The sequence below is a fragment of the Gymnodinialimonas sp. genome (genome assembly GCF_059726805.1).
Genome location: NZ_AP041059.1, coordinates 3,411,009 through 3,423,371 on the forward strand (window position 1 = coordinate 3,411,009; position 12,363 = coordinate 3,423,371).

Annotated in this window: 12 protein-coding genes; 2 read left to right on the forward strand and 10 right to left on the reverse strand. The window is 63.5% G+C overall.

The window, feature by feature from the left end; translation table 11 throughout:
* Positions 1-1,437: an L-fucose/L-arabinose isomerase family protein gene (locus tag AC6I9R_RS16640; protein ID WP_461427360.1), complete on the forward strand. Its 1,437-nt coding sequence runs from the start codon at positions 1-3 to the stop codon at positions 1,435-1,437.
* Here AC6I9R_RS16640 and AC6I9R_RS16645 read toward each other — a convergent pair.
* From AC6I9R_RS16645 to AC6I9R_RS16665, 5 genes are all read right to left on the reverse strand, one after another.
* Entirely contained in the window at positions 1,430-2,512 is a 1,083-nt protein-coding gene (locus AC6I9R_RS16645) for a nucleoside hydrolase (protein ID WP_461427359.1), read from the reverse strand. The two genes, AC6I9R_RS16640 and AC6I9R_RS16645, sit on opposite strands and share 8 nt — an antisense overlap.
* Positions 2,513-2,533: 21 nt before the next feature.
* Positions 2,534-3,286, reverse strand: a complete 753-nt coding sequence (locus tag AC6I9R_RS16650; RefSeq protein WP_461427358.1) for a GntR family transcriptional regulator — start codon at positions 3,284-3,286, stop codon at positions 2,534-2,536.
* A 140-nt stretch (positions 3,287-3,426) separates the two neighbouring features.
* A complete protein-coding gene (locus AC6I9R_RS16655; protein ID WP_461427357.1) occupies positions 3,427-5,100 on the reverse strand; it encodes an AMP-binding protein in 1,674 nt (557 codons plus the stop codon).
* On the reverse strand, positions 5,097-5,468 hold the full coding sequence (locus AC6I9R_RS16660) for a PhlB family protein (RefSeq protein WP_461427356.1): 372 nt from the start codon (positions 5,466-5,468) through the stop codon (positions 5,097-5,099). Before AC6I9R_RS16660 ends, AC6I9R_RS16655 begins: the two co-directional genes overlap by 4 nt.
* Complete coding sequence (locus tag AC6I9R_RS16665; protein WP_461427355.1) at positions 5,468-6,625, reverse strand: thiolase family protein; 1,158 nt, start codon at positions 6,623-6,625, stop codon at positions 5,468-5,470. The genes AC6I9R_RS16660 and AC6I9R_RS16665 overlap by 1 nt, the downstream gene beginning before the upstream one ends.
* A gap of 143 nt (positions 6,626-6,768) precedes the next feature.
* On the opposite strand from AC6I9R_RS16665, the gene AC6I9R_RS16670 reads away from it, so the two are divergent.
* The gene (locus AC6I9R_RS16670) at positions 6,769-7,932 is read left to right on the forward strand and encodes an MFS transporter (RefSeq protein WP_461427354.1); all 1,164 of its coding nucleotides are present in this window, start codon (positions 6,769-6,771) and stop codon (positions 7,930-7,932) included.
* Positions 7,933-7,966: 34 nt separating this feature from the next.
* Here the strand turns inward: AC6I9R_RS16670 and AC6I9R_RS16675 are convergent, their stop codons facing one another.
* From AC6I9R_RS16675 to AC6I9R_RS16695, 5 genes are read right to left on the reverse strand one after another with little or no spacing between them, the layout of a single operon-like run.
* Positions 7,967-8,671, reverse strand: coding sequence for an RraA family protein (locus AC6I9R_RS16675; RefSeq protein ID WP_461427353.1), 705 nt, complete (start codon positions 8,669-8,671; stop codon positions 7,967-7,969).
* A complete protein-coding gene (locus tag AC6I9R_RS16680; protein WP_461427352.1) occupies positions 8,668-9,363 on the reverse strand; it encodes an alpha/beta fold hydrolase in 696 nt (231 codons plus the stop codon). Before AC6I9R_RS16680 ends, AC6I9R_RS16675 begins: the two co-directional genes overlap by 4 nt.
* Positions 9,353-10,150 carry an HpcH/HpaI aldolase family protein gene (locus AC6I9R_RS16685; protein WP_461427351.1) on the reverse strand — a complete coding sequence of 266 codons (798 nt, stop codon included), beginning with the start codon at positions 10,148-10,150 and terminating at the stop codon, positions 9,353-9,355. The genes AC6I9R_RS16680 and AC6I9R_RS16685 overlap by 11 nt, the downstream gene beginning before the upstream one ends.
* Positions 10,150-11,277 (reverse strand): cupin domain-containing protein, encoded by a 1,128-nt coding sequence (locus tag AC6I9R_RS16690; protein WP_461427350.1) that lies wholly within the window; start codon positions 11,275-11,277, stop codon positions 10,150-10,152. The genes AC6I9R_RS16685 and AC6I9R_RS16690 overlap by 1 nt, the downstream gene beginning before the upstream one ends.
* Positions 11,278-11,301: 24 nt before the next feature.
* Complete coding sequence (locus AC6I9R_RS16695) at positions 11,302-12,357, reverse strand: ABC transporter ATP-binding protein (RefSeq protein ID WP_461427349.1); 1,056 nt, start codon at positions 12,355-12,357, stop codon at positions 11,302-11,304.
* Positions 12,358-12,363 lie beyond the last annotated feature (6 nt).

A 12,363-nucleotide genomic window follows, 5' to 3' on the forward strand; every position in this document is an offset into this window, starting at 1 on the left:
ATGAAAGGTAGTCCCATGAAGGTCGGGCTGATCCGGGCGTCCTTGCCCAGTTACTTCCCCCATACCCACGGCGTGTGGCAGGCGGCAGAGGCTCGATTGGCAGAAGTCTGCGCTGAAGTGGGGGCAGATTTGTTCGTCGTCCCGGACATCCCGATGGATGCGCGCGACACGGAGGCCGCGTTGAACGCCTGCCGGGCAGAAGACGTGGATTTTGTGCTGCTCCTTCACGGCGGATTCTCTATGGGCGATGTGGCCCGAGCCGTCGCCGCGTCCGAGTTCCGCGTGGGCTTTTGGTCGGTGCCAGAACCGGTCCGGGAAGGCGACGTGCAGTTGAACAATTTCGTCTCGCTCAACATGTCGATGTCCATCGCGCGTCTGGTCCGCGATCTGAAAACAAGGCCCGTTCAATGGTATCACGGCGCCCCTGAAAGCCCCGCCCTGCGGTCGCGGCTGTCCACGACTTTGCGCGCAGTAAGTGCGGCCAAAACGCTCCAAGGCGCGCGGATCGGGGTGATCGGGGGGCTGGCGATGACCTTCTACAATATGGAAGTCTCCACCTCCGATCTGCGCGCCCGGCTGGGGGTGGAAGTAGCGCACCACGACATGCACGAGTTGACGGGCGCGATGGCGGCGCTGGATGACGCGCGTGTCGCGGCAGAGGTCGCGACGATGGCCGGGGCCGCACGGGTCGACGGCGTCAGCGATGCGCAAATGGCTTTGACGGCGCGGGCTGCCTTGGCGCTCAAGGACATGACTGAGGCCGGGGGCTATGACGCGCTGGCCGTCAGCGATTGGCCCGCTCTGCAGGCCGATCCAGGCATGCATCCCGGCGCGGCTTTCACCTGGCTGGAGGAAAAGCACGCGATACCCGTGGCCTCAGAAGGAGATGTGCTTGGCGCGATCACTCAATTGGTCGCCAAGGCGATCACCGGACGCGTCGGCTATCTGCTCGACATGACCGAGCCCGACCTCGACGCGGGGCAGCTGTTGGTCTGGCACGGCGGCGGCGGGCCACTCTATCTGGCCGATGACCGGGGCGCGGCGTGGATCAATCACCCGATGATTGGACGTGGCACTGATGAGGGGCCCATCTTTGGCGCAATCAGTGATCTGGTGTTCCGCGACGGCCCCGTCACGGTCTTCCGCATCGCACGCAATGCGGGGGCGCTGTTTACCATGACAGCCTCGGTCCGGGGTCGAGAACCTTCTGGTTTCACCGGATGCCGGGGGTGGCTGGAAGACTTCGTGATCGACGGTGAAAAGGCCAGCTTAGAGGACACTGTCGCCAGCGTCATGGCGCATGGGTTGGAGCATCACTTCGTGCTGATCCCCGACACCCACGCCGACGTCCTGGCAGAGTTCGGCGCCTGGACGAGGATGGAGACCCTTGGCCGGCGCCCGATGCGCGCGCACCTTGATTTGCGGGACTTCACGTAGCCGCGCGGGCCAGTTTGTTGTAGAAATCCAGAAAGATTTCATCGCGTTGCACGTCATGGGCCTCGCGCATCAAATGGCGCTCTGGGTCACGTTGCCAAAACAAATCTTGGTCCAGGATCGGCGACGGGGTCTCGAACGTGGGCACCCAATCGGGGTCGATCAACCAGGCGATGTTAATGATATCCCAGATCACCCAGGTACGGCGTGCCCTGTCGGAAATCGCGAACATCTCATGCAGCGGGTTGTTGGTGTAGAGGTGCCAGAGGTAGTCGCCGATTGCCCCCTGCCCTTTCACATGGGCCTCCATCTCGGACCGCGAAATCTTTAGCTGCGCGCCAACATGGTAGCCCGGCAGATAGATGTGCGGCACGCCGCTGTCGAAGATCAGGCGCGAGGCGTGGACATCTTGCACGAGGTTGAGGGAAGGCCGGTTGCAATGGGGCGCGTGGGACGGATAGGCCGACGTCCAGATCACCACGATCCGCTCCAGGATTTCGGGGGCGCGTAGCAGGGCGGCCGCGATGTTGGTCACACAACCCATGGCGGCAATGTAAAGCGGCGCGTCACCGGATTTGGCGAGGTCGATGATGGTGTCCACGGCCTCGGAGCCCACGATATCGTCAGGCGTTTTCATGTAGCGCGGTGCGCCGCGAAAGACCTTGCCCTCGGACGGGATCCCCAACTTGTCGTAGATCGTCAGGATCTCCTGATAGCTGCGCTCCATCCCTTCGGGTGGCAACGTGAACTCCAGATCGGCCGCGCGCCGACCGGCGACGTGCAAACGGTCGATCCAGCCCTGAAAGCCGCCAACCAGGTGCTCTTTGTGGGGGTCGCCTGACTCGCGCGCGCGCTCGGCGGCCAGAAGCTCGGGCTGGTGGTGCGCGAAAGAGTATGGCTCGGCGGTAACGGCCTCAACAGTCATCTTTTCAGGGCTGAGCAACGCCCAGGCGAGCGCATATTGATCGTCAATCTCATTGGCCGTGTCCGTATCGATCAGCAGGCGCACGGGGCCACCTTTGGGGGGCGTCAGACGCGCCTTCATCAGGTCAGCGGATAGGGGGGGAAACTGGGTCACGGCGGGCCTTCCTATGTTCAGCTACTGGACGTCATGGCGCGGGGTACGGGCACGCTGCGACAGGTTGAAACTGACGGTTCCATTGCGGAAGACGTCCTCGTGAAAGATCATCTGACCCCGGTCATCGTAAGCCGAGCACGCTTGTTTCAGCAGCGGCTGACCGGGCGCGATCTCAAATATGCGCGCCATATCGGCATCGGCCAGAACCGGGCTGATGTCCTCGCAGGCCGCCGACCATTCAAGCTGGAACCGCCCGCTGAGGATGCGCAGGATGGATTGGCTGGGGCCGGTTTCGGGGAAGTCCTCTGCTCGCGCGCCCTTCAGCAAAGCTTGCGGCGCGTAGGTCACCACCAGCATTCGCGGCACGCCATCGACCAACCGCAGGCGGGTCACGCGGGTGATCGGCACGCCGTCCATCTCGGGCGGCAGCCCGGCAAGTTCAGGGGCGCCCGCGTCAAACGCATCCAGCGACAGGAACCGCGACGTCGGCTCGTGACCCGCGCGCAGCATGGCGTCCGTGAAAGAGGTCAGGCAGGTGTCTGAAGCGGGCGAGAGCGTCAGGACAGTATAGCCACTGCCCTGTTTGCTTTCGACGTAGCCGTCCTGGACCAACATATCGAGCGCACGGCGAATGGTGACGCGGCTGACTTCGAATTGTTTGGCCAGCTCGCCCTCCGTCGGGATGCGGCCGCCAATCGGGTAGCGACCGTCCTTCAGGCGCCCCAGGATGACGCGGTAGGTATGCTCGTATTTCGGTGTCGCGACCTTTTCCATGTCCCTTATCCTTCACACAATCCAAGTAGTTTTGGCTTGTTCATGGGGCCAAAGCGCCCTGTCGCCAACGTGCCTGGCTTCTTCACGGCAGCAAGCACCACGGATCGCAGCGCTCTGATCGGCTGGACGGTGCATCGACCTCATTTGGTGCCCTCCGCACGGGCTTGCTCCAGCGCCCGTAAGGCCCGGCGGTTGATCTTGCCCGATGACGTCATCTCGAACCCGTCGACGTATTCGATCTCTCGCGGTGCCTTGTAGCCTGCAAGGCGCGTTTTCACCTGCGCCCGTAACTCTGCGGTCAAGGCGTCGTTGGCAGTGACCCCCGCCCGCGGTTTCACGAAGGCCTTTACGATGCTGCCCCGATCAACATCCGGCTTGCCGATAACGGCCACCTCGGCCACGGCCGCGTGGGCCAGCAGGCATTCCTCGATCTCCGCCGGGCCGATGCGAAAGCCGGAGGATTTGATCAGATCATCTGACCGTCCCTTGTACCAGAAGTACCCCTCCCCATCGCGCACCGCCAAATCGTTCGTGCGCAGGTAACCCGCATGCATCATCGCGGCGTCTTTTTCGGGGTTGTTGAGGTAGCCAAGGAAGCGCGTTGGCGACGTTGCCAGGGTCACGATCTCTCCCGGCTCTCCGTCGTCGACCTCTTGGCCGTCGGCGTCGACCAACAAGACCGTGTGGCCCGGATACGCACGGCCCATGGACCCCGGCCTGCGCGGGAACAACGCTGCGCAATTGCCGATCAGGTGGTTCACCTCGGTCATGCCGTAGAACTCGTTGCAGACCACGCCAAGGCGCGTTTCGGCCCAGGTCAGCGTGTCTGCGGCCAGCGCCTCTCCGCCCGTGCAGATCACCCGCAGCGACAGGTCGTAGTCATCGCGGGGGTATTCTGTCTGTGCCAGCCTTTTGATCGCGGTGGGGGCGAGGAAGGTATGGGTCACATGATGGCGCGCCATGAAATCATAGGCGTATTCAGCCGTGAAACGCTCCAGCGAGGTGGCGATGGGCCGTCCTGCCATCCAGGCCGGGAACAACATGTCGAGCAGCCCGCCAACCCAGGCCCAATCGGAGGGGGACCAGAAAACAGCATCCTCATCTTCCATGCTGAGGTCGAAGAACAGGTTGATCGATGGCGTGTAGGCCGCCAGGATCCGGTGCCCGTGTAAGATGCCCTTGGGCTTGCCGGTAGAGCCCGACGTATACATCAAAAGGGCTGGATCATCGGCCCCGGTATAGTCCGGCGTGAAACCTGTCGCATCGGTCGCCATGGCTGCCGCCAGATCATGTTCCCCGACAAGAGGCGCGCGCGTCAGAACGTGCTTGAGGAACGGCATCCCCTCCGCCTCTGAACGCATGACATCCCACGCTTCCGATGTCGTCAGCATGACCGGAAGTTGGCAATCTTCCATGGCGTGGCGGAGCGAGTCCGGCCCGTAGAGCTGCGACAGCGTGACCGCGACGCCGCCCAGTTTGCAGACCGCCATATGGGCCACGGCGGTGTCGGGATGCTGCCCGGTATGGATCCCGATCAAGTCGCCGCGCCCATAGCCCAAGGCCTTCAGGGAGGCGGCAAGGCTCGTTGCAGCACGCTCCACCTCGGCAAAGGTTTGAACGTGAGCCTGTCCATGGGCGTCCTCAAAGATCATGGCCGGGCGGTGCTGCATTTCCGAAGATAGATGCTTGCCGAGCGTCATGTGATAGATGTTGGCGCCCGGCCCCCAGGTGATGGCATGGCCGTCGCCGTCCTTGCGCAGGTTCAATTGCGCGAGGCGTTCAGGCGGAAGGTCAATCGGGAGAGGTTGCGTCATGGGCCCTCTCGCGGTGCGAGGATCAGAGCAGGCAGGTCTCCCTCGGGCGCGATCAAGGTGCCGCGCATAAGATCCGGTGGGAAACCAGCCAACCTCAGCGTGCTTTTCGTGTCGGCACCGTCGAATTGAGCCAGTGCGAAATCGCCGTCCGAGCCAATGGTGCGGTAAAGCACCGTGGCCTCGCCGTTCAGGCGATGCCATTCGCCCTGGCGCTGACCGCAGGAACACGTGCGTTGCGGCGGGAAACTCGTCTTCGCACAATCAGCGCAGCGCCGGGCCAAGGCCTCGCCCTTCATGACGGCCTCGACAAACGGCGTCATCCACCCGGGCGCGAGCGTGTAGGACAGGGAGAGTGTCAGATCTACCATCAAGCCGCCCTTTCCAGTATGGTGACGGCGGCGGTCGTGCAGATGCCGCCGTGGGTGTCAGCGACGGCATAACGCGGTGGGTCATCCGGTTGCAGGCCCTTGTGATAGCGCCCCTCCAGGATCAACGCGCAGGTGCCCACCTGCCCCACGCCCGTGGCGCCCACCGGGGCGCCTTGTCCCATCAATCCACCCGACAGGTTCACCGGGCACGGACCGTCCTTCGCAAATCGCCCCTCGCGCAGATCCCTTGCTGGGTCTTCCGACACGCCCAGCGCGTGGAGCGCTTGCAACTGCGCGCCCGCGTAAGCGTCGTAGACCTCGACCAGACCGACCTGATCAGGGGTCACGCGGGCATCCGCACAGGCACGCGCCATGGCGGAGGTCTTGGCGGTGAACGCGCCGGGGTCAGGACGGGCGCCCAGATGCATGTGGTCCGTTGCCGCCCCCACGCCCGCAATCCTCGGCGCATCGGCCCGGCCATCGCGCGACAGGACCAACGCCGCCGCCCCATCGCTCAGCGGGGAGCAATGGAGCCGCCGGTAAGGGCTGGCGATCATCGGGCTTTCTGCAATCGCCGCATCTGTATCGTCACGGGGCAGATGAGCGCCGGGGTTAGCGCGGGCGTTGGCCCGGTTGGCTTGAACAACCGCCGTCAAATCTGCCTCGCGCAAACCATGGCGCGCCGCGAATGCCTGATAGGACAGCGCGTATAGCGCCGTGGAGGTCAAGCCGGTCATCCCATCCGTCCAGGCGTCAAAGGAGTATCCATAAAGGGTTCGGATCGCATCGCCCGACAGTGAGGATGCTGACGGGTCCACACCCACGACCAAGGCCTGCGACGCCGCGCCTGACCGGATCGCGCGCACCGCCGCTTGGACGGCCACTTGACCCGACGCGCCGCCGCCCTCGCAGCGCACGGCTTCCACCCCGGCAAGTCCCAAGTCCGACGCGAGGATGGAGGCCGGATTGAGTTGGAGCGAGAAGAAATCGCTCTCCGACGCCACAAACAGCGCGTCGATCTGGGAAGGCTCCACACCCGACATCGCAAGCGCGTCAGCGGCCGCCTCAACGGCCCAGTCCCGCGGGCCGGTGCCATCCTTGCGACGGTTGTAGGGCGTCAGCGCAGCCCCGGAAACGGTAACCTTGTGATCGGGCATGGCAGCGGCGCGGTCCGGTGACGGTCAAGTTGCCCGGCCACATTGACTTAACATATTTGTATATACAAGTTTGAATTCCACCGCCCAAGGACGCCCCCCATAATGATCTGCTGCCCTGTGCTGCCCCTTGCCCGTTCAGCCCCGTGAGCAACCCCTGGCGCCCTGTGCTAGTGGTTTGCCCGCTGTGTTTCTGCGCGGGTGGGCTATACGGGTGGAGCGCCCTGATCGACCCGCTTCAGGCGCAGTTCGGCGTCAGCACGGCGCAAACGGGCCTCGTGTTCTCGTTGGCGATCGTTTGTTTCACCGCTGCCGTGATCGGCACACCGCATGTTCTGCCGCAATGGCACCCGCTCAGGCGCGTCGCTGCGTTCGGCGTAGGGGCTGCGTTTGCCCTGATCCTGGCCCTCGCAGCGCCAAGTTATCCCCTATTCGTCCTGTTCTTTAGCGGCGGGTTCGGAACGCTATCGGGGGCAATCTACGTCGCGTCCGTCACGATATCAGCGCAGAGCCCGTACCACAGGATGGCCACGCCGCTGATGGTGGCGAGCTTCGGCCAGGGCGGCGCCGTGTTCGGCCCCCTATGGCGCTTGTTGGGTGAGGCCTGGGGGCTGTCGGCGATCTGGCCTCTTGTTATCTGTCTCGCGCTCGCGTCACTGGCCATCGAAGCGCGGCCTAAGGACCAAGCATCAGCTCCTCCGACGCTGGAACGAGCGAAACCTGTGCGCAGCACGCCGCCCCGGGTAGTATTTCCGCTGATCTGGGCGATCTTTGCCTTGGGCTCCTTCGCAGGTCTGATGGTGCTTGGCCTTGCTGCCAAGATGTTGGACGTCGCAAGCGCGCCGGCGGGTCTGGCCAGCCTGACGCTTGCAGGAATTGCGATCGGAAATACGGGCGGACGGTTGTCGGTAGCCGGGTTCACTCGGGTCATTACACCCATCACGGTAGTATTTGTCGCCACTGGCCTCGGCATTTTCGGGCTCGCAATGACGCTGTTGGCTCACGGGGCCGGGGCGCTTGCGCTGGGGCTTTGCGTGATTGCCGGAGGTTACGGCGTCATTGCTTCGGCCATCCCCAACCTGGTCCGCGCCACCTACGGGGCGGCGGAATTTCAGCGCCGATTTTCGCGCATTTTCCTTGCCTGGGGATTTGCCGGGTTCTGCGCCCCTTGGGTGGGCGCCGCCCTGTTTGACCGGACCGGGACGTTTCAAAGTGCTGTCGTACTTGCCATGCTCGCCTCGCTCGCCTGCGGGGTTGCTGCGGTCTTGCTGCTCCGGGTCATGAGCAGACTGCCGGACGGGCTTGATTAACGGTAGAAATGTTGGCCCGGAACCGGGACAAACGTCAGGTCCGGGCCTTCTCAAACGCGGCCCAGTGGGCTTCGAACGCTTCAAAGCTGACAGGGCCATCCGCAAGCGGGCCCAGAACCAAGGCTTCGCTTTGGGCGAGTTTATCCAGAGCGGCGTCTAGGACCGGCAAGACCTCGGGAGGAATGACCAAAGCGCCATGGACATCGGCGTGGATCAGATCCCCCTGCGCGACGCTCAGGCCAAAGATCTCGACCGGCGCGCCGATCTGGCGGACGTGAACAAAGCCGTGGCTTGGGCCAATGCCACCAGCAAGCACCGGAAACGACGCGGGCAAATCACCAAGATCGCGCATCAGCCCGTTCGTGACCGCGCCAGCGAGGCCGAAGACGTTTGCGTGAACGGCGGCATGAACCTCGCCCCACCACGCGCCGAGTGCCGCCTCTCCGTCCATATCCTTAACCACCGCGACACCGGGACGCGCGCCACCGGCCATCGCGCGGAAATAGGCCATCCGCCGGGCGCGCAGAACGTCTGGTGGCTCGTCTGGCGGCTGGCGGCCTGCGATGTGGGCCGTTCGGGCGAACCCCACGATCCGTGTATAAAGATCGCCGGACCAGGACATGGTGGCGCGGGTGAACCCTGCAAAACCCCGGCGGCCTTGGGCCACTTCGATCGCGTTGCACACAGTGGGCGTATCGCAATCCCTTAGACGGGCCAGCAGATCTTGGGAAAGGGTCATTCGGATGCCCAGACGTCACGAAGCGCATGGGCGCAGGCAGCGGGATCTTCCACCAATGCGTAGTGGCCAAGGCCTTCCAGCGCGACCACCTGGCCCCGTGGCGCGGCTGCCGCCGCTTCCTGGGCCAAACGCAAGGGCGCCTGCGTGTCTTGCGTGCCCGTCAAGAAGGTGATGGGGCGCTGGGATTGGCCAAGCGGTTCCAATGCGCCGGGCCGACCCAACGCAAGTTTCGTATGAGCCTCGATGAGATGGCTCGTTTCATCGGCCATCGACAGGACCAGCGCCCGAGCGGTCTCGGGGCTCGCCCCCGCCAAAGCAGGCAAACGCTCTGCTAGGGCTGCCGCACCGCCGCGTTCGCTTACGTCGCGGGCCAAGGCCAGCCTCCCGTCGTGTTTAGCAGGGTCGTCTGCGTGGGGGTTCAGGCCGAACAAAACGATCTGTGAAGCCCTCAGCCGGTCTGCCACGTGGGCCGTGACGATGGCACCAAGGGAGAAGCCACAGATGATGGCGTCAGAAGGGACTTTGGCCAACACCTCGGCGTAGTCTTCGACATTGGGATGGGTCAGTTCAACATCCTCACGGGCGTCTGTTGGCACGCCGAGGGCATCGAGAAAGCCGTCGAAGACGGCGCCCGTACAGAGGGTGCCCGGCAGCAAGACCCAAGACCGCCGTTCCGGCGGATCAATAACCATGGCTTCCTGTAGCAGCGGCAAGATCTGGCCTTTCAACGTCCAAGAGTTCCTTTACCGCCCCCGAAACGCTGCGCGTCAAATGGGCGAAATCGTTGCCGGGTGTTACGAGGCTATAGCCCTCATCCATTCGCAAACGCGCTTCCTTTGCATCCGCACAGAATATGCCGACCGGCACCCCCTTTTGCGTGGCGCGCGACAGCACTCTGCCCATGGCTTGCTCCGACGCCGGGCGCGGGAACTTCACATGACCGTCCAATGCAAAAGCCATGTCGTTGGGGCCGAGGTAAAGCATGTCGATGCCGTCCACGGCAAGGATTTCGTCGATGCGATCCACCGCCTCCGCCGTCTCGATCATCGGGATGGCCATTACGGTTTCGTTCGCGTTCGCGACGTAATCGGACCCCCCGTAAAGCAACCCGCGCGAGGGGCCGAAACTGCGGTTGCCGTAGGGCGGATAGCGACAAGCCGCGACAAGCTCTGCCGCCTGTTCGGGGGTCGAGATCATCGGGCAGATGATCCCGTAAGCGCCCGCATCAAGCAGTTGCATGATCTGCGCCGGATCCAGATGCGGCACGCGCACCATTGGGGTTGCGGGCGTGGACGAAATCGCCTGCAACATGTGCAGCGCCTCGGAAAAGCCGAACATGCCGTGTTGCAGATCGACCGTCACCGAATGCACGCCCGTGTGGCCAATGCCTTCCGCCGAATAACTCGCCCCGATAGAAAGCCAGGCGTTCACAACGGGGCTGCCTGCCGCAAGGCGCGTTTTGACAAGGTTCGAACGCATCAGCCAGCCCTCCGATACCGGGGCAAGAGCGCTGCCTTGGCCATGAAGCCGCCTGCGTCCAACCCAGTGCCGCCCGCCTCCGCTGCCGCCATGACATCTTCCGAGAAGACGGGCCGCTTGCGATGATCCCCCGACACGGTGACGAGCGCTTCGACAACCTCGTCGCCGATGGCCTCAAACGACCGCACGGCATCTGCGGGGATCGAATAAGTGTCCCAGGCATCCAGATCGACGGCGACGTCTGCGCCGTCGTGAAACGTGACCCGCATCCGGCCCTTGTGCAGGATGATCACCATCTTGTCGGGCAGCGCGAACGGGCTGACGCGGGTGCCGGGGGCCATACGCAGCCAGTCGGTGGAGAAGCCATGGGGATTGGTGATCGGGGTCGCATGCTCTCGGTTCTGCGTCAGGCCGAAGCCTATGACCGGCGCAAGCTCTGCCCCGCATCCGGGCAGACCTTCGTCAATGAACGCGGGACGGAAGTCGCGGTCCGCCGAGGTGACAACGTGGTTGCGCATTTGCTCGGGCGTCACCTCGCGCAGTTCCGCGACTTCGGCGTCTGGCATCGGCGGGATGCGCCCCTCTTCCCCCGGCACTTCATCCCCGCGCGTGGCATCGATCAGGGTGTTTTCGCTGGAGATATAGAGCCCATAATCCGCCGCTTCACGGATGATGTCGGGGTGGAAGATCACGCCGCCGGTGTTGTCGCCCCCCAGGATCGTGAAGAGCCAGCCATCATCGGGGCCGTCGTTGGTAAAGCCCCTGAAAATCCAGGTGGGCACCGACAGAATGTCCCCCTCACGTCCTTTGAATTCATGCTCCCCGTTGGAGCCCCAACGGAAGATCCATTCGCCCTTCTGGACGATGAAGACCTCAGCCGTGAAGTGAATGTGCAGGTTGTTGGTGATCCCGTTGGGCATCGCTGCCGCCCCGATGTTGAAGCCATGGGGCTCAGGCAAATTCACCACTTGATCGGCGGAGGAGGTCACGCCGGGACCAATGATCGAATAGTTCTCTTTCAGGTGCGAGCCGGGTTTCTTGCAGTCGATGAAAGCGACCGTGCAAGAGACATATTCCGAGCGTTTGACGTGGCGGGCGTCGGCGTCTTGTTGTGTAAGAGGGGGCATGGGAGGTGTCACCTTGCTAGGAGTTCAGAATTCCAGACGCTCGCCGGAGGTTTTGTCGAACAGATGCACGCGTCCGCCCGGTTTCGGGGCCAGCATGCAGCGGGAATTGATGGCCGCCTCAAACTCGGCAGGTCCACGGGCGCAGATGGAACTGCCCTTCTCACGCAGGGTCACGAGGGTGGAATCTCCGGTCAACTCCAGCGCGTAGAGATTTCCAGAGATCGGCGCATCGGCGCTTTCAGTCAGCTCCAGATCCTCGGGCCGGATGCCCAGAACCACGCCCGCGCGGTCGGGCGCGTCGACGGGCACCTTCACGCCGGGGGCGGTGAAGACCCCGGCCGAAACGCTACCCTCAATCAGGTTCATAGACGGCGACCCGATGAAGCCCGCGACAAACAGGTTCACCGGGTTGGAGTAGATGTTCTTGGGCGTATCGAGCTGCACGATCTGTCCGTCCCGCATGACCGCCACGCGGGTAGCGAGCGTCATCGCCTCCATCTGGTCATGGGTCACGAAGACGGTCGTGACGCCCAGTTCGTGATGCAGGTGCTTCAACTCGGCTCGCATCGATACCCGCAGCTTGGCGTCGAGGTTGGACAGCGGCTCATCCATCAAGAATATCTTCGGCGTGCGCACGATGGCGCGGGCAAGCGCCACCCGCTGGCGTTGGCCGCCCGACAGCTCGGACGGGCGCCGCTTCAAAAGCGCTTCCAGTTCCACCTTCTCGGCGGTTTCCTGAACGCGTTTAGTGCGCGTCGCCTTGTCCACGCCGCGCAGTTTCAACGGATAGGCGATGTTCTGTTCCACCGACATATGCGGGTAGAGGCCGTAGTTCTGGAACACCATCGCTATGTCGCGATCCTTGGGCGGTTTATCGTTAACCTTTGTCCCCGCGATCATCAGATCGCCCGAGGTGATATCCTCCAGCCCCGCGATCATCCGCATCGTGGTGGTCTTGCCGCAGCCCGAGGGGCCCAGCAGCACCAGAAACTCCCCTTCCTCGATGGTCAGGTTCTGCTTCTTGACCGCATGGAACGCGCCGTAACGTTTCTCGATATCGACAAGCCGGACTTCAGCCATGCCCCT

Coding starts and splice junctions, on each gene's coding strand:
- AC6I9R_RS16685 (WP_461427351.1), bottom strand. CDS start 10,150: ATGCGTTCGAACCTTGTCAAAACGCGCCTTGCGGCAGGCAGCCCCGTT.
- AC6I9R_RS16660 (WP_461427356.1), bottom strand. CDS start 5,468: ATGGTAGATCTGACACTCTCCCTGTCCTACACGCTCGCGCCCGGGTGG.
- AC6I9R_RS16680 (WP_461427352.1), bottom strand. CDS start 9,363: ATGGTTATTGATCCGCCGGAACGGCGGTCTTGGGTCTTGCTGCCGGGC.
- AC6I9R_RS16675 (WP_461427353.1), bottom strand. CDS start 8,671: ATGACCCTTTCCCAAGATCTGCTGGCCCGTCTAAGGGATTGCGATACG.
- AC6I9R_RS16650 (WP_461427358.1), bottom strand. CDS start 3,286: ATGGAAAAGGTCGCGACACCGAAATACGAGCATACCTACCGCGTCATC.
- AC6I9R_RS16690 (WP_461427350.1), bottom strand. CDS start 11,277: ATGCCCCCTCTTACACAACAAGACGCCGACGCCCGCCACGTCAAACGC.
- AC6I9R_RS16655 (WP_461427357.1), bottom strand. CDS start 5,100: ATGACGCAACCTCTCCCGATTGACCTTCCGCCTGAACGCCTCGCGCAA.
- AC6I9R_RS16640 (WP_461427360.1), top strand. CDS start 1: ATGAAAGGTAGTCCCATGAAGGTCGGGCTGATCCGGGCGTCCTTGCCC.
- AC6I9R_RS16665 (WP_461427355.1), bottom strand. CDS start 6,625: ATGCCCGATCACAAGGTTACCGTTTCCGGGGCTGCGCTGACGCCCTAC.
- AC6I9R_RS16695 (WP_461427349.1), bottom strand. CDS start 12,357: ATGGCTGAAGTCCGGCTTGTCGATATCGAGAAACGTTACGGCGCGTTC.